This is a genomic window from Bacillus sp. MYb56, assembly GCF_002976445.1.
GTDB lineage: Bacteria > Bacillota > Bacilli > Bacillales > Bacillaceae_G > Bacillus_A > Bacillus_A mycoides.
In genome coordinates, this window is record NZ_PCOH01000004.1 from 1 (window position 1) to 17082 (window position 17082).

Below are 17082 nucleotides of genomic sequence, written 5' to 3' on the forward strand. Positions count from 1 at the left end.
CAATGTTATCGCCAATTTGAAACATATAATCCACCTCCATATATGGTAACCTTCTCAACCTTAACATATATGTGATTTTTTATCAAATATTTTATAATATCATAAAATCGTTTTTATCGTCAACTACTTTTTTGACAAAAATTAAATTAAGTAAAAAACACCCCAAAAACAATAGGGAGTGTGTCAGATTCCCCCGCTTATATTCAGAAATCTCTACTCATTAACGTAGATCAGTTTTCCCTTGAAAACGACCAAATCGATCCCGTATTTTTTTCAATCTTGTGTGGTATTCCAAAATCTCAATTCTTGCTTTTTCAGCTAAAGGTGCAATTGGTCGTAAGTCTTTTAACCCCCAATAATCAACCACTACATCAAGTACTTGATCAAAATATTGTAGTGGTCCATAATTCGCTTCTTTTGCAATCACAGCCATTCTATTTTCAAAATCAGGCATGACGGCACCTGGCATTTTAAAATTCTTAATCACATTGGCAATATGATAGCAATAATTAGGTTCTAATTCCAAATGTGTTCGAATGACGTCTCGATAAAACGCATAATGAAGAGTCTCATCTTTGGCGAGACGACGTAATAATGTAGCAAGATCTGGATCATGCTTACTTGAAACCTTAGCTACGTTATTATAAAACACCAGCGTTGCAAGTTCTTGTAGCGTCGTATACGTCATTGCTTCGATTGGTGTATGAAAATCAGGCTCAAATCCACCCTCAACGACTGACTTTCTTAAATCATGTATTCGTTTAGGGTTCACACTTCGAGTGAGTAGTAAATATGTCTCCAATAAATTCGAATGTTGATCCTCTTCTGAGGTCCAAGTATGAATAAAGTCTGTAATAACAGAAAGGGATCCTTTAAAGGTCGCCGATAAATACGTTGTAAACCATGGTAAATTCACTTCTGTTAATAAAGCTGTCTCAATAGCCGTAATTACACCAGAAGGAAGAGTAACTTGACTTTCATCCCAAGGAACTCTTTTAAAGTCCATTCCCTTATCCCATGGTAAAAACTCATGATAACCCCAGTCTATCTTCTGCGCTCTTATTTTATGTTGTTCATACAGTTCTTTTAAACGTGGTTCTAATCGGAAATCTAAATCATTTGTTAGCATATATAAGTGCCCCCTTTTTTATCGTAGATAGTCATTCTATTTTTACATTCATTTGTATCCTTAAAAATTTTCTACAAATAAATATTACTTTCCTTTTTTTAAGTCAAATACAACAAATTTTTAACAAACCACTTTAAGAACGCTTTATTTCTATATGATTTTTTTCATATCAAAAGGGAAACCGTTACATATATTGTCATTTTTTATAAAAAGGGTTCTGAGGCATACGATATGTTGCTTAGCCTAAATAAAAAAACTATCCTCAGCAAATAGAGGATAACATTCATGGATGAAGATACTCGTCATATTGTAAATCTTGGTGAGTATAAAAAGGTGCATATCCATAAAGAATCGTTTTATAATAAAGATTGATAAACAATTTATCTTTCATCCGTTTTCGTTACTTTCTAATTTTGTTATTGGTAGCAAAAACTTAAAAGATTAATGGCGTTTTATACACACTAACAATTTATTTAGATATAAGATATTAGATTAAGAAATTGCAAAATATATACAGTTGATAAGATAGCCTTAAACGACAATCCCCAACAAAATCACTGTACATTGGCTATGATGAGTTAGACCGAATTTTCGGAAACAGTATACAATACAAAGGAAAGAGGCGATAACCATGCAGTCAACGGAATCGTATATGAAGGAAAGACAACGTAGAGAAAAAATAGAAATAATATTTAATCACAGGGTAAAAGGAGAGAGTTATTTTCATGGTTCTTCCTATCAATGGAAAAACATTGTATATCAAAATTATAATAAGATACAACAAAAAGAGTTGGAAATTGAACAAATCATTTCGAAAATGGAAAAATCAGGAGTTCGTTTTACGCAGCACCGCTCGCTCATACACTATCCCATCATTGATTTTGTAAAATATATAGCTAAGATTTATAAGGAAACCCTCGAAACACAATAATCATATTTAAAGGAAACCTTTATAAAGTGTTTATTTTCGAAACTTTGTTAACTAAAAGCCCAAAAACTCATTTTAATATTCTTTTTATTCGAAATACTCTTCTTTCTTGTTATAATAAAAACCATAACGTATTCTAGTCGTTTGTATATCTTCAGATTTTGCGAATTTTATTACACCTTATTTACTTTTTATGTACTTTATAATAAAAAAAAGAACTATTTTTTCTCTTAAAAATTAAGAGAAAAAATAGTTCTTTTTCATTTATCTTATTTCTTAAAGTAAGTCCAGCCTTCTTCTTGGTAAATCTTTTCTTCTTTCATCAGTTTACCAAGCGCACGCTTAAATGCAGCCTTACTCATATTGAAACGTTCTTTAATGTCTTCTGGGTTGCTCTTATCCCAAAACGGCATTGCTCCGCCTCGTTCTTCCATATATGCATAAAGTACTGCTGCATCATCTTCCATTCCTTCTTCTTTACGAGGAAGAAGTGAAATGTTAATTGTACCGTCGTCTTTCACGTCAATAATACGACCTGTTACGCGCTCACCGATGCGGACTTGTTCTTTTCTTTCTGTATGGTGTAAGAAAGCACGGAAATGCTCGTCAGTTAGTATGAATGAACCAACTTGAAGTGAGCGATACACACGTCCATTTACGTTTTTATTACGCATAGATGGCGTTGCATCTACGATAATTTCTTGCATATCACTGTCTCTTGCCGGAAGAGCAATTAAACGATCACGATTCGTTAATTTTAACGTACAATATAATTCGTCGCCTTCCTGAGGCCATACTGGCATATAAATTGGAAACTCATCAAGTGGAATTAGTATATCTTTTGATACACCAATATCAACAAACACACCTAAACTAGGAATAACTTCTACAACCTTTACCCAATTCCAATCATGTGTTGTAATAATTGGTTCCTTCATTGTTGCTGAAATACGATTTTGGTGATCAAGGTATAAGAATACATCAATCGTATCGCCTTCTGCAATTTCTCCAGCTAATTCGTTTTTATGTAGGAAGATTTCTTCCTCTTCGTTTCCAACCATATATCCGATTTCCGTTTCGCGTAAAACAGTTACCTGTTCAATCGATCCTAATTGCAAATACATATTTTTTAATTCCCTTCTATATATATAAAATTATCTTTTTTATCATTCCAAACAAAAGTTAATTATAACACGATTTTTCCTTTATTTGTCCAACTGCCCAAAATTCACTATAATTAAATAAAGACTGTATCTATAGGACTATATTCCCCTACGGATGACCCGTCAAAACACTTAAGTTGCAACACTCTATCTAATCGATGTATTTTCCGCTATACTTTAATATGTATATTACATAGCCTATTTAGGTGCATGAAAAGATAGAAATTTATTTGGAGGTGCTAACTATGGCAAAAGAGAGTTCTTTTGACATCGTTTCGAAAGTAGAATTACCTGAAGTAACAAACGCAATTAACATCGCATTAAAGGAAATCCAAAACCGATATGACTTTAAAGGTAGTAAAAGTGATATTAAATTAGAAAAAGAAGTACTTGTTTTAACTTCTGATGACGAGTTCAAATTAGACCAAGTAAAAGACGTTCTAATTTCTAAACTTGTAAAACGTAACGTTCCAATTAAAAACTTGGACTACGGAAAAGTTGAAACCGCATCTGGTAATACTGTTCGCCAACGTGCAACTCTGCAACAAGGTATCGATAAAGATAACGCGAAAAAAATTAACAACATCATTAAAGAAATGAAATTAAAAGTAAAAACGCAAGTACAAGATGACCAAGTACGCGTAACAGCGAAAAGCCGTGATGACTTACAAGCAGTAATCGCAGCCGTTCGCAGCGTCGACTTACCAATCGACGTACAATTCATTAACTATCGCTAAGAAAAAAAGATCCTCTATCTATACAGAGGATCTTTTCTTTTTAACCGCAATTAAAAAAGCAATAAATAATACGTTCACACCGACTATTAAGGAGATAAACAACCAATTCACACCTGTTTCTTCGCTAACTTTATACACATTCGACTCTTCGCGCTTTAAAACAAGATAAAACTTTCCGTTTTCTTCTCTTATAATTTCGTCTTCTAACAATCCTCTTAACTCTTGTTTTTCACCAATTGCACTTACAGGTAAGGAGACCTTTTGCGTTTCTTTCGTATTATTAATCGCTACTAGTGTTACTTCATCTTTATACTTTCTTTTTAGTATACTCATTCCATCCTTATCATATAGAAGTTCAAACGTACCACGTCGTAAAGATGGTCTCGTTTGTCTAAGTTCACCTAGCTTCGTTATGTGCTGCATAAACTTTTCATCAGATTTGAAATCCATTAATCGTCTATTATCTGGAGCATCTCCCCCATCTAATGCGATTTCAGTTCCGTAATAAAAATTCGGTATCCCCGGGGATGTTAATAAGTAAGTGATCGCTAGTTTTAAACGAGACGGTGGGTAATACATATTTTCTTTTGCAATACGTGCAAATCGCTTTGTTTCTTGATTATCTAAAAACGTAGCGAATTCCTCTTCTTTTCCACTCACATCATATAAAGGTTTCACAGACATATCTGCTTTTGAAAATGACTCTACTATTTTTTTATAGTACTCATTATCTTCCTTTGTCATAATGTGAAAATCTTTCTTTACCTCCTGCAAATCCTTTTGCACTTCATCCCAAAAAGCACGCGGCTTTTTTTCACTATGTATCACATAACTTCCGTCTAAATCGACTTCTTTTATCCACCATTTCATCGAGTCTATTAATTGTTGTTCATTTTCTTCATACGGAAATTGAAAGACAACTTTCATTCCTTTTTTGTGAGCCTCATTTACAAGTTCTTTCACATCATTTTCTGTTCCGAAATGTTCATTTACTTTTCGAAAATTTCGAACGCTTAATCCGTCATACTTTTCACTTTCAAAAAGCGGCGAAAGCATAATAGTAGTAAATCCCATTTCTTTTATGTAGTCCAATCTTTTTATAATCCCACGTATATCTCCGCCCTGATACCCTTCTAAATTACCAACGTCTAACTGTTTGTCATTTTTCGATTCTCCGTTATTAAAGCGATCAATCATAATGGAATATATAACTTCATCTCGCCATTCCCTTTTTTCTTCCGCAAAAGTATGTACTGGTACAAACAAAATAACAGCTAAACAAAAACAAATGAATAGTTCCTTAGTCCATATTTTTTTCACACGCATCCCCCAAACTTCCAATTGTAAGAATATTATACCAATTTTTAAAGCAAATCGCATACGTTGATTTTATCACCCAAAAATACATCATGTTAGGTTTTCTAACATCAACTAAAAAGTTTTCTGAATTTTTAGTTGATTTTTCTTTTTATTTCGAATATGATATGAAACATAACATATAGATGTTATTTTTTCTAACATCATAGGAGGAGAGAGAATGAATACGGGAGATACAGTTTTTATTTTTGTAACGACAGTAATGGTCATGTTGATGACACCTGGATTGGCACTTTTTTATGGGGGTATGGTTCGCAGTAAAAACGTACTCAGCACGACAATGCACAGTTATAGCGCAATGGCTATCGTTTCGATTCAATGGATTGTTATCGGTTATTCTTTATCATTCGGGCCAGATTGGCACGGACTTATCGGCAATCTCGATTGGTTCGGTCTAAACGGAGTTACCTACGCACCAAACCCAGACTACTCATCTACTATTCCTCACAATTTATTTATGATGTTCCAACTCATGTTCGCTATTTTAACTCCCGCTTTAATTTCAGGGGCATTCGCCGAAAGAATGCGATTTTCTGCCTTTCTTATTTTTATCCTTCTTTGGACAACAATCGTTTACAATCCTGTCGCTCATTGGGTATGGGGCGTTGGCGGATGGCTGAGAGAACTCGGCGCGTTAGACTTCGCTGGTGGTAATGTCGTTCATATCACATCTGGCGTTGCTGGTCTTGTATTAGCTATTTTCCTTGGAAAACGAAAAAACATAAGCGGTACCTCCCCTCATCATTTACCATTTACAATGTTAGGCGCAGGCTTACTCTGGTTCGGCTGGTTCGGTTTCAACGTCGGTAGTGCATTATCTTTAAATGACGTAGCTTTAACTGCATTTATTAATACAAATATAGCCGCCGCTGCCTCAGCTCTAACTTGGATGCTTTCTGAATGGTTCTTCCAATCAAAACCGACTGCGATGGGAGCTGCTTCCGGGGTTGTTTCTGGTTTAGTCGCAATTACGCCGGCTTGTGGATTCGTTACACCTTTCTCCGCTCTTCTTATCGGAGCAATCGGCGGTATATTATGCTTCGGAGCTGTCTTCTTCTTAAAAAACAAATTCGGATACGACGATACACTCGATGCATTTGGATGCCACGGCATTGGAGGAACTTGGGGCGGTATTGCAACTGGACTATTTGCTACTACTACTATAAATAGCGATGGTGCTAACGGATTATTTTACGGAAACGCCACTCTCCTTTTCAAACAACTTGTAGCAATCGGAGCAACATATGCATTCACAATCATAATGACGTACGCCATTATTAAGGCTATTAACTTCTTCCTTCCTGTTCGCGTCGATGAGCACGAAGAACAAATGGGGCTTGATATTTCGATGCATGGGGAGAAAGCTTATGAGTATACTGAGCGAGTAAATTAAAAAAGAGATGCAATCTATTAATAGTAGATTGCATCTCTTTTATCGCACTGATTAGCATACCCCACCCTGTATTCCCATAAATATATCGATCGTTTCTTTCAATATATCGATTTACCGACGAATTCCGACATAGCTAAAACGCAAAATACCCTGCATGATTTTACACAAAAAAGACGACCGTTTAACAGTCGTCCTTTCCTATTTATTTCGGAGCATTCCCTACATATTGCGTAATATCAACATTTAACGCCCCTGCTAAACGCATTCCGTAGTCATGATCTGCGCGGAAGAAGTTGCAAATAGCTAGTAATTTCGTTTGCTCATTTACGCCTTTTAAGTCGTTTGTTAAGTTCGCAATTAAGTTATCTTGCTCTTCTTTAGAGAATGAACGGTAACGCTCACCCGCTTGTTTGAAGTCATTTGGTTTTTCAATTTTTTCACGAGATACGTAGCCTTCTACTTTCATAGTTGAATCGCGGTAAGCTGGATCCTCAACTGGATTTTCAGTATGACGGCTCGGTTCGTAGTTTATTGTAGATGGGTTTTGATCCACTTGCATCGCACCATCACGTTGTTGATTACGAACAGCTGCGTATGGGCAGTTTACAGGAATTTGTAAATAGTTTGCACCAAGGCGATAACGCTGCGTATCTGGGTAAGAGAATAAACGACCTTGTAATAATTTATCTTCAGATGGTTCAATACCATTTACAGTTGCACTTGGAGTAAACGCCGCTTGTTCTACTTCCGCAAAGAAGTTTTTCGGGTTACGATTTAACGTCATTGTCCCTACTTCAATTAATGGGAAGCGATCTTCCGGCCATACTTTCGTCGGATCTAGTGGATCGAAATCTAAAGAGTCCGTTTCATCTAGTTGCATTACTTGTACGTGTAAATCCCATTTCGGATAGTTTCCTTTTTCGATTGCATCGAATAAATCACGAGTTGCATGATTGAAGTCTTTACCTTGCACTTGCTCGACTTCTTTTGCACTTAAGTTACGCACACCTTGCTGTGGCTTCCAATGATATTTAATGTAAACGATTTTACCTTCTGCATTAATCCATTTAAATGAATGTACGCCGAAACCTTCCATTTCACGGTAGTTTGCCGGTGTACCATAATCAGAAAATACCCATGTCATCATATGTGTAGATTCTGGAGTTAACGTCATGAAATCCCAGTAACGATCTGGCGTTTGAACATTTGTATCAGGTGCTGGCTTTAAAGAATGCACCATGTCAGGGAATTTAATTGCGTCACGAATGAAGAAAACTGGTAAATGGTTACCTACGATATCGTAGTTTCCTTCTTCTGTATAGAATTTAACAGCGAACCCACGCGGATCACGAGCTGTCTCTGGAGAACCTTGACCATGAATAACCGTTGAGAAACGAACGAATACAGGTGTTTCAGTTCCTTCATTTTGTAAAAACGCTGCTTTCGTATATTGCTTCATGCTGTTTTTCGTTACGAATACGCCGTGAGCACCTGCACCACGTGCATGCACAACACGCTCAGGAATACGTTCACGATCAAAGTGAGCAAGTTTTTCTACTAAATGATAGTCTTCTAACAATACCGGTCCACGGCGACCAGCTGTACGAGAGTTTTGGTTATCTCCAACTGGAGCACCTTGGTTTGTTGTTAAGCGATTATTTGGATTCATCAAGGGGATCCTCCTCTTTCTTTCATAGTAATTATTATTTATTTAAAATTATTATAAACTAATTATTATTCAAAATTAAATCCTTGTCAACTATTTCCTTCATTTTTTTGGAAACAATTTCAGCTAAACAATCAATAAATACAGATTGTGAATTGGGCATATTTAGTCTAAAATATGCGGCATTTAATTCATCAGTTACAACTTTACATTCATAATCGGTGTCATATAAAACTTCTAAATCGAGCAATGTGTTTTAAACCTAAGTAACAAACAAATTCATACTCTGTAAACATTTTATTCATTGAATCTGTTAATTTATGCGCCTGCTCTTTCATTATTTTCCCAAGCGGTGAAATTCCACTAATTGCTTTATACCGTCCGATTAAATTTTGGAACGCTTCTTCAGAGATGGCTTAAGCCCATGACGAATGTGAGTATAATAAGCTTCTACATCATCTAATGACTCCGGTGTTCCATATGCCATTACAAGCAAACCTATTTTCTTCTTCGTCATCTATATAGCACCTCAATTTTGGAAATGAGAATCTTTTTCAAGAACATTTGTTTCCAATTATAACAAGCAATAATAAGTACGTCAAAATAATAATTCTAAATAAGTATTATTTCTAATATGATTTCGAATTTTATATGACAATTTATTTAAGAAAAAGAGCGGCTCACATAAATATAAGCCGCTCTTTCCCTATTCCTTAATATTTACCCCATACTCTTTAAACCAAACATGAATTTGCGCTAAATGAGCTAAAAGCTGCGGCCCAGTCATTAATTGACCAAACCATGGTTTTTGAAATGCACTGCCGCCAGACTCGATCAATCCGCTCAATTGCTCCTTATCGAACAATTCATGCAAAATTGAGCCTTTATCCGTTAATAAATCTTGGAGCCATACTGTTACTGCTTTCGTATAGTGCGGATTATGCGTTTTCGGATACGGACTTTTCTTTCTATATAATATATCATTTGGAAGTAATCCTTCTAACGCCTTACGCAATAGACCTTTTTCGCGGTTTTTATACATTTTCATTTCCCAAGGAATATTCCACGCATATTCGACAAGTCGGTGGTCCGCAAATGGAACGCGTACTTCTAAGCTTGCCCCCATACTCATACGGTCTTTTCTGTCTAATAATGTTGTCATAAACCATACCATGTTTAAATAAAATAATTGTCGTCTCTTCGCTTCTAATGGGCTTTCTCCCTCTAAAATAGGAACTTCTTGAATGGATTCTTCATAGCGTTGTTGTACATATTGTTGTAAATTTAATTTATTTCTCCATTCTTTCTTCAGAAGTTGTTCACGCGCTTCTGTAGAACGCATCCATGGAAATGCACTTGATTGTAAATCATCTTCTCTATAAAACCACGGATAACCTCCGAATATTTCATCTGCACATTCTCCAGATAAACCGACGACAAAATCTTGTTTTATTTCACGGCAAAACCATAATAATGAAGAATCAATATCTGCCATACCAGGCAAATCGCGAACGAGTACTGCTTCTGTTAAATACTGTGCTAGTTGTTCATTAGAAATGACGCAGCGATGATGAATTGTTTGAAATGTCTCTGTCATTAAATTAATAAATGGTGCATCTGAATTCGGCTGAAACGCATTCGCTTTAAAATATTTGTCGTTATCTTCATAGTCAACAGAATACGTGTGCAATTGACCTTTCCCTGATCTTTCATACTCTTTCGCGGCAATTGCTGTTATAGCACTTGAATCTACACCTCCTGATAAAAAAGTGCATAGTGGTACGTCAGAAACTAATTGTCTCGTAATCGCATCTTGTAATAAAAAACGAGTTTTCTCTACTGTTTCTTCAAATGAATCTTCATGTTTTTTACTTTCTACATTCCAATATCTCCATATGCATAAACCGTCTTTTGAGAACGTCATTGCATGACCCGGACGCAGTTCTTGAATACCAGCATATATACCGTGACCAGGCGTTCTAGATGGTCCGAGGCCAAATATTTCTGACAACCCTTCTAACGTTACTTCCGCCTTCACATCTGGATGCGCTAGTATCGCTTTTAACTCTGAACCAAATAATAATCGTCCGCTATCATATTTATAAAAAAGCGGTTTTACACCTAATCTATCTCTGGCAATAAAGACTCGTTCATTTTTCTCATCCCATACTGCAAACGCATATATACCGTTTAAATGATCGACACATTCTTCTTTCCATTCAATATAAGATGCCAATAGTACTTCTGTATCGGAATGCCCTTTAAATGTATAACCTCTTCTTAATAACTCTTTGCGAATATCTTCTGTATTGTAGAGCTCTCCGTTATAGCAAATCGCATAACTCGTTTCGTCTTTTAAACAAGTCATGGGTTGTTTACCACCTTCAGGATCTACAACGATTAACCGTTTATGCCCAAATGCGACGTTCCCTTTAATCCAAACTTTATTATCATCTGGACCGCGTTTCGCTAGCGTTTCCGCCATCTTCTTCACGATGTCCCTTTCCCCTTCTAATGAGCGTTTATAATCCACCCATCCTGTAATCCCGCACATAAGAATCATCCTTCCTAATCTAATATCTGTTTCTGAACGTGCAGTAATCCCCACCCTATGAGTGCGGATACATAAAAACAACAAACTTGACGATAACTAACTATCCACATATGGAATAGCAGTTTCACAGTGTAAAGCGTGTTTTATTGTATGCCCATCTATCTTTAGGTGTGTCTAGTTATAAAGAACGTACGAACTGTCCATAACAAGAATAACTATTTCTATAAAAGGAGAAATGAACTATGATACAACGCAAACACATTTTGTATAACCAACCGCGCGCTCATACAGTCGGTAATGTAGAATATATAAACAAAGAATGGGTATTCTTTGATGATGAAAATGATGAGGCTTTTCTATTAGAAGATATTGCTGAAGATGGTTTTGAAATTTTATATAACAACAATTGGCTACCAGCTCGTTTTTATGAACAAGACATATTACAAATTGCAAATGAACAACATTCTCTCCAAAACGGGGAAATGATACGAATTCGAAAAAAATTACTTCTTAGCTATAATGAATGGCTTGAGGAATTACCTGACTCTGTCTTTACATTATTAACCGAATCATTGCAATCACTTAATTACTCTTTATATGATTGCATGTATTGTCATAATTATTTATCCTTCTTGCCAAAAGAGGAAGCATGCGAAGGAGTAAATATTCTTTTATTCGATAACGACGAAATGATTTGTACATTGCAGCATCATTTTGTACGCCACTCTTCCTCTAATAAAAATATTTTGCGATTTACGAAAGTAAACGGAGAAGAGTTGCATATTGATGCGACATAAAATAAAAACCACCTTATCTCCCAAATATTTGAGATCATAAGGTGGTTTTATTTTTATTTGAATACGTACCAGCCAAGCGGTAATTTTAGTCCTAAGTATAATACCGCTACTAGCGCGACAATAAATAAGCCCCAAACCGCCCCTGTTGGTTTGTTTTTGCTCATTTTCACAAGAACCATTTCCATTCCAGCGATTACTAATATACCAGCTAGCATTTTCATGCCGTACCACATGTGCATGCTACCTGTTGCCGTCTTCACAATACTCATGTACAACATGAAACCTGTCACAATAATGATGATATACATAAGGCGAAGCCCCATATGTACACCTTTACCTTTTCTTCCTGCTGAATAAAGTGAATACGCAACGAAGAATAAAATTAATCCTAACGCCCATGCTGTAATATGCATATGTACCATCGTATCCCTGCCTCCTCTTTTTCACACTTTTTCACTCTATATGATAACATGTTCATATATTTTCAGGAAATGTTTCGCTTTTTTATATTTAAATGCTATAATATTTAGAGTATTTACAAACTTCTTGTAATAACAAAAGGGGGAACAATCATGATTCAAACTAAGGATATTATCGAACTTACAGACACATACGGGGCAAATAACTACCATCCACTTCCAATCGTTATTTCTAAAGCAGAAGGCGTTTGGGTAGAAGATCCTGAAGGAAACCGCTATATGGACTTATTAAGTGCATATTCTGCAGTAAACCAAGGTCATCGTCATCCAAAAATCATTAACGCTTTAATTGACCAAGCTAATCGAGTGACGTTAACTTCTCGTGCTTTCCATAGCGATCAATTAGGTCCTTGGTACGAAAAAGTTGCGAAACTAACAAATAAAAATATGGTACTTCCTATGAATACAGGCGCAGAGGCTGTTGAAACTGCAATTAAAACAGCTCGTCGCTGGGCTTATGATGTGAAAAAGGTAGAAGCAAACCGTGCAGAAATCATCGTTTGTGAAGATAACTTCCACGGACGTACAATGGGTGCTGTTTCTATGTCATCAAACGAAGAGTACAAGCGCGGCTTCGGTCCAATGCTTCCTGGCATTATTGTAATTCCTTATGGTGATTTAGAAGCGTTAAAAGCTGCGATTACACCAAATACAGCTGCATTCATTTTAGAGCCAATCCAAGGTGAAGCAGGAATTAACATTCCACCAGCTGGTTTCTTACAAGAAGCTTTTGAAGTATGTAAAAAAGAAAACGTTTTATTCGTAGCAGATGAAATCCAAACAGGCTTAGGCCGTACGGGTAAAGTATTTGCTTGCGACTGGGACAATGTAACTCCTGACATGTACATACTTGGTAAAGCACTTGGCGGCGGCGTATTCCCAATCTCTTGTGTTGCAGCAAACAGCGACATTTTAGGTGTATTCGAGCCAGGTTCTCACGGTTCTACATTCGGTGGTAACCCACTTGCATGTGCTGTTTCTATTGCAGCTCTTGAAGTATTAGAAGAAGAAAAATTAACAGAGCGTTCTCTTCAATTAGGAGAAAAACTAGTTGGGCAATTAAAAGAAATTGATAACCCAATGATTACTGACATTCGCGGTAAAGGTTTATTCATCGGTATCGAATTAAACGAGCCAGCTCGTCCTTACTGTGAACAACTAAAAGCAGCTGGGCTATTATGTAAAGAAACACACGAAAACGTAATTCGTATTGCACCACCTCTAGTAATCTCTGAAGAAGATTTAGAGTGGGCGTTCCAAAAAATTAAAGCTGTACTATCTTAATCATAGTGAGGTTGTCCTAAATATAGGACAACCTCTTTCTTTTTTTAGTAGTTTATCGTAAAATAAAATTGAATATTCTGTTTTTGTTAAAAAGGGGGTAACTGTATGCTATTGAAATACGGTAAACACATTAACAATTTAGCTACAATTTTTATTTCTATGACATTCATCGGCTTCATATTATCTACAACTTTACTCAGTCATTATTCAACTCCTAATACATTCACACTACTCAAAACATCATTTTGGGCTGCTGTTTTCCTTACAATTATCGGTTTTGGCCGTGAGAGAAGCGCACTTGCAGTTATGCTAATTGGAATTTGTACTTTAGCATTAATCGGATTGTATATTTTCGCCATCATAGATTACTCCGTTAATCCACGCCCATAGAAAAGAGCTATCTTTTCACAAGATAGCTCTTTTTTCATTTCACTATATTTCTTAACGTACCAATTCCCTCTACTGTAATAACAACTTCATCACCAGCATGTAAAAACTTCGGTGGTGTAAAACCTTTACCAACACCAGCTGGTGTCCCTGTTGCAATGATATCTCCTGGCTCTAATGTCATGCCTTTACTTATAGTTGAAATAATTTCTTCTACTGAAAAAATCATTTCTCTCGTATTTGAAGTTTGCCTTACTTCTCCATTTACCACTGTTTCAATGTGTAATGCATTCGGCGTTCTAACCATCGATTTATGAATTAAATACGGTCCCATCGGACAAAATGTATCGAAACTTTTCCCTAGGAAAAATTGTTTATGTTTCCTTTGAATATCCCGAGCAGTTACATCATTTATAACTGTATATCCAAAAACATGATCAAGAGCTTTTTCTATTTTTATTTGTTTCCCTCGCTTACCGATAACGATTGCTAGTTCACCTTCGTAATCAAGTTCATTCGTCGCGTGAGGGTGACCATTAATTTGCTCATCAATTCCAATCACTGTTGTTGGCGCCTTTGTAAAAATCATTATATTTTCAGGGATAGACTCTACTCCGCCCATTTCTACCGCATGCTCACGATAGTTCTTTCCAACACAAAGAATATTTTTTCTCGGCCTTGGAATCGGTGCTAATATTTTCACCTCTGCTAACGGATAATACGCCGATCCCGCATTTTCCTTCGCCCAATTTACAATATCGTACACTTTCTCAAGACATTCGCTTCCTCTTTCAATACACTCTAACATGGTAATTGGGATAGTAACCTTTTCCCCTTTTTGTCTTTGCGCTTCTCTTAAATGTAATACCTTTTCTTCCTCTTCATCCACAATACCTACAAATACTTTTTCTTCTTTCTTCGCCGTTACAAAACGCAACATTTCCACTCTCCATCCTAAAACTCATACCCTATAATTGTATTCGCATCCTTAAGAAAAAAACCTTCTTACACACGCTAATTTTTACAATATTCAACCATTCTTACATTTGTTCCTCATCCGTTATTTGACATAAAATGTAGAAATTATACTTTTTTTAGCGAAGATGTTTCTTTTTTATGGGATTTTTGTATAATATGTACTACATATATACATAAAATTTATTGAGAGATGGAGCCGATTTCAATGTTTGAGCAAGCTATCGAAAAAAAACGCGAAAAAATGATCTATTTTGCTGAACGCTACGGAATGACTTCTCAAAAAACAGTAGATTGTAGCCAGGAATTGGACAGGCTCTTAAATGTTGTTTGGCCTATACATACAGATTGCACACATACTCAAATGTTCGAAACACATACGCAATAACGTATGTGTTTCTTTTATTTCGAAAAAATACACATTTTATTGAAAACGCCCATACAATAGTAGAAAAGAAAATTTTAAAAACGAAAGGTGTTTTGTATGCCAGCTATGGTCGGACATATTCGTATCGTTAACATTGGATCAAGTGGTATTTTTCATATTGGAGATGTATTTGCGATTAGGCCTATTAGTTATTCACGCGCTTTTGCGGGAGCCGGTTCATTTAATGTTGGGGATAACGTCTCTGTCTACAATTATCAAAGCTCAACGACCGTCAATGATTCAGATGTAATTGATCAAGCAATAATTGGTTCGAACTAAAGGGGGCGATTGCATTGAATTTTTATGTGAACCAAAGTATCATCATTAACAGCATTAAAATCGATAGCATTACGACCTCTTCCGTTTTTCAAATTGGAACTGCAGGTAGTATTAAGGCTCTTTCTAAATTCTCAAATTCTGGCGGATTTACAGAACCGCTTCGCCCTTTACATGCGAAAGGACAAATTATTTCCATCAAACCATCAACTAGTTCTTCTTAAGGTATCCTTGTCATAAATATATAGCAGGAATATATTTCCCCTCCCTATTGAAAAGGAGGTTTCACAAATGAATCAAGATATATATACTTACCTACACCAACTTCAACAAGCTCTCCAAATACAGCAGCAAACTATTCTAAACCTTGAAGAGCAAGTTCGCCTACTACAAGAAGAGCTTAATGAGTTAAAAAGTCGTCCCTCCTCTTCTATAGGAAAAGTGGAATATAAATTCGATCAATTAAAAGTAGAAAATTTAAACGGCACTTTAAATATTGGCTTGAATCCATTTTCAACAAAAGGGCAACAAATTGAAGATTTTCAAGTGGATACAGAAACATTAAAAGTAAATCCTGAAACAGAAACAAATCCAGACTTTTATCAAGGTATCCTCCAAGAAATGCATCGCTATTTAGATGAAGAAGCGTATAGTCGAATTCTCCATTTTGAACAAGAAGAGAGAACGCCGCTTGATGAGATGTATCGACAAATGATGGTGGATGACATAAAAAAACAGATGGAACATAGACTTCCATATTATTTATCACAAGTTCAATCGTATGAGGGTATTTCCACAGATCCCGATTATTTACGAGACATCATTATTCAAGCGATGAAACAAGATATTGACAAGGCGTTCCTTTCCTTTATTCAACACATACCGGGCAATTTCCGAAAGGAGTGAGTATGTATGAATTTAAATGTTGTAAACCGCGAGTTAAAAGTAGGCCAGATTAAAATGAACGGGGTTTCTTCTTCCGCATTATTTTTAATTGGAGATGCAAACCTTCTCATCCTTTCTTCTATTCTTGATACGCCATTCGAATCTGTTACAGAGGGACCATTTGTACCATTAGTAACAGATGTCCCTCCGACTCCAGGTTGAGGAGAGGAAAAATTATGCTCCGTCATACTTCAATTGTACAAAATGTTTCTATCGTTTCTATGGGGGTTGCAGCTGTCTTCCAGGCCGGGGATTCTAATCAAATAGAATTAAAAAATAGAGCACTTATCGTTCATCGAGAAATCCCTTGTTATATAAAAGGTGAAGGTCGTTTTGATGCGTTTGAAATCTTTACAGATGAGTACATTACAATTCCGAAGCGAACGACAGATGTAAAAATGAATATTGTAAATGAGTGCCCTTTCATTGAAGTAGATGACGTTCACTTACGAACACTTTTAAATTCCGCGTGCTTCCAAATCGGCAATGTTGACTATGTTTTTAATAATTCTCGCACGCTACAAATCCGCCAATTTATTACTGATGAACCTTCCTCTAAATAATT

General features: G+C 36.1%; 19 protein-coding genes and 1 pseudogene. 12 read left to right on the top strand and 8 right to left on the bottom strand.

Annotated features, from left to right (window positions below; genetic code table 11):
* Positions 1-220 precede the first annotated feature (220 nt).
* Positions 221-1129 carry an acyl-ACP desaturase gene (locus tag CQ058_RS06845; protein WP_002030281.1) on the bottom strand — a complete coding sequence of 303 codons (909 nt, stop codon included), beginning with the start codon at positions 1127-1129 and terminating at the stop codon, positions 221-223.
* Between the two features lie 631 nt (positions 1130-1760).
* Between CQ058_RS06845 and CQ058_RS06850 the strand changes: the two genes are divergently transcribed.
* Positions 1761-2060, top strand: coding sequence for a hypothetical protein (locus CQ058_RS06850; protein WP_002030282.1), 300 nt, complete (start codon positions 1761-1763; stop codon positions 2058-2060).
* Between the two features lie 266 nt (positions 2061-2326).
* Here the strand turns inward: CQ058_RS06850 and CQ058_RS06855 are convergent, their stop codons facing one another.
* A complete protein-coding gene (locus CQ058_RS06855; RefSeq protein ID WP_002011240.1) occupies positions 2327-3181 on the bottom strand; it encodes a CvfB family protein in 855 nt (284 codons plus the stop codon).
* A gap of 284 nt (positions 3182-3465) precedes the next feature.
* Between CQ058_RS06855 and CQ058_RS06860 the strand changes: the two genes are divergently transcribed.
* Positions 3466-3957 carry a YajQ family cyclic di-GMP-binding protein gene (locus CQ058_RS06860; RefSeq protein ID WP_002030284.1) on the top strand — a complete coding sequence of 164 codons (492 nt, stop codon included), beginning with the start codon at positions 3466-3468 and terminating at the stop codon, positions 3955-3957.
* 18 nt (positions 3958-3975) lie between these two features.
* Here the strand turns inward: CQ058_RS06860 and CQ058_RS06865 are convergent, their stop codons facing one another.
* A complete protein-coding gene (locus tag CQ058_RS06865) occupies positions 3976-5337 on the bottom strand; it encodes an alpha-amylase family glycosyl hydrolase (protein ID WP_033728002.1) in 1362 nt (453 codons plus the stop codon).
* 157 nt (positions 5338-5494) lie between these two features.
* Here CQ058_RS06865 and CQ058_RS06870 point away from each other — a divergent pair, with 157 nt between their 5' ends.
* A complete protein-coding gene (locus CQ058_RS06870) occupies positions 5495-6727 on the top strand; it encodes an ammonium transporter (RefSeq protein WP_002011245.1) in 1233 nt (410 codons plus the stop codon).
* Positions 6728-6929: 202 nt separating this feature from the next.
* Here CQ058_RS06870 and katB read toward each other — a convergent pair whose 3' ends face one another.
* The 3 genes and pseudogenes from katB to asnB form a co-directional block, all read right to left on the bottom strand.
* Positions 6930-8396, bottom strand: coding sequence for a catalase KatB (katB, locus tag CQ058_RS06875; protein WP_002188737.1), 1467 nt, complete (start codon positions 8394-8396; stop codon positions 6930-6932).
* Between the two features lie 58 nt (positions 8397-8454).
* Positions 8455-8910 (bottom strand): annotated as a pseudogene (locus CQ058_RS06880) (ferrochelatase).
* Between the two features lie 189 nt (positions 8911-9099).
* Positions 9100-10947, bottom strand: coding sequence for an asparagine synthase (glutamine-hydrolyzing) (asnB, locus tag CQ058_RS06885; protein WP_002188735.1), 1848 nt, complete (start codon positions 10945-10947; stop codon positions 9100-9102).
* Between the two features lie 242 nt (positions 10948-11189).
* Here asnB and CQ058_RS06890 point away from each other — a divergent pair, with 242 nt between their 5' ends.
* On the top strand, positions 11190-11744 hold the full coding sequence (locus tag CQ058_RS06890) for a DUF2777 domain-containing protein (protein ID WP_002140810.1): 555 nt from the start codon (positions 11190-11192) through the stop codon (positions 11742-11744).
* A gap of 53 nt (positions 11745-11797) precedes the next feature.
* Here the strand turns inward: CQ058_RS06890 and CQ058_RS06895 are convergent, their stop codons facing one another.
* A complete protein-coding gene (locus CQ058_RS06895) occupies positions 11798-12166 on the bottom strand; it encodes a YisL family protein (RefSeq protein ID WP_002011256.1) in 369 nt (122 codons plus the stop codon).
* 150 nt (positions 12167-12316) lie between these two features.
* Between CQ058_RS06895 and rocD the strand changes: the two genes are divergently transcribed.
* Together rocD and CQ058_RS06905 are read left to right on the top strand one after the other, a co-directional pair.
* Entirely contained in the window at positions 12317-13507 is a 1191-nt protein-coding gene (gene rocD, locus CQ058_RS06900) for an ornithine aminotransferase (RefSeq protein ID WP_000616665.1), read from the top strand.
* Between the two features lie 105 nt (positions 13508-13612).
* Positions 13613-13897, top strand: a complete 285-nt coding sequence (locus CQ058_RS06905) for a hypothetical protein (protein ID WP_000925332.1) — start codon at positions 13613-13615, stop codon at positions 13895-13897.
* 34 nt (positions 13898-13931) lie between these two features.
* Here CQ058_RS06905 and CQ058_RS06910 read toward each other — a convergent pair whose 3' ends face one another.
* Positions 13932-14834: a fumarylacetoacetate hydrolase family protein gene (locus CQ058_RS06910; protein WP_002125896.1), complete on the bottom strand. Its 903-nt coding sequence runs from the start codon at positions 14832-14834 to the stop codon at positions 13932-13934.
* Positions 14835-15077: 243 nt separating this feature from the next.
* On the opposite strand from CQ058_RS06910, the gene CQ058_RS06915 reads away from it, so the two are divergent.
* The 6 genes from CQ058_RS06915 (at position 15078) to CQ058_RS06940 (ending at position 17080) form a co-directional block, all read left to right on the top strand.
* Entirely contained in the window at positions 15078-15257 is a 180-nt protein-coding gene (locus CQ058_RS06915; RefSeq protein WP_002087032.1) for an aspartyl-phosphate phosphatase Spo0E family protein, read from the top strand.
* 96 nt (positions 15258-15353) lie between these two features.
* Positions 15354-15575: a spore germination protein GerPA gene (gene gerPA / locus CQ058_RS06920; protein WP_001111190.1), complete on the top strand. Its 222-nt coding sequence runs from the start codon at positions 15354-15356 to the stop codon at positions 15573-15575.
* Between the two features lie 14 nt (positions 15576-15589).
* On the top strand, positions 15590-15796 hold the full coding sequence (gene gerPB / locus CQ058_RS06925; protein WP_001012505.1) for a spore germination protein GerPB: 207 nt from the start codon (positions 15590-15592) through the stop codon (positions 15794-15796).
* A 67-nt stretch (positions 15797-15863) separates the two neighbouring features.
* The gene (gene gerPC, locus CQ058_RS06930) at positions 15864-16478 is read left to right on the top strand and encodes a spore germination protein GerPC (protein ID WP_001070757.1); all 615 of its coding nucleotides are present in this window, start codon (positions 15864-15866) and stop codon (positions 16476-16478) included.
* Positions 16479-16484: 6 nt separating this feature from the next.
* Positions 16485-16679 carry a spore germination protein GerPD gene (gene gerPD, locus CQ058_RS06935; RefSeq protein ID WP_001052805.1) on the top strand — a complete coding sequence of 65 codons (195 nt, stop codon included), beginning with the start codon at positions 16485-16487 and terminating at the stop codon, positions 16677-16679.
* A 14-nt stretch (positions 16680-16693) separates the two neighbouring features.
* Positions 16694-17080, top strand: a complete 387-nt coding sequence (locus tag CQ058_RS06940) for a spore germination protein GerPE (protein WP_002188733.1) — start codon at positions 16694-16696, stop codon at positions 17078-17080.
* The last annotated feature ends 2 nt before the right edge of the window (positions 17081-17082 follow it).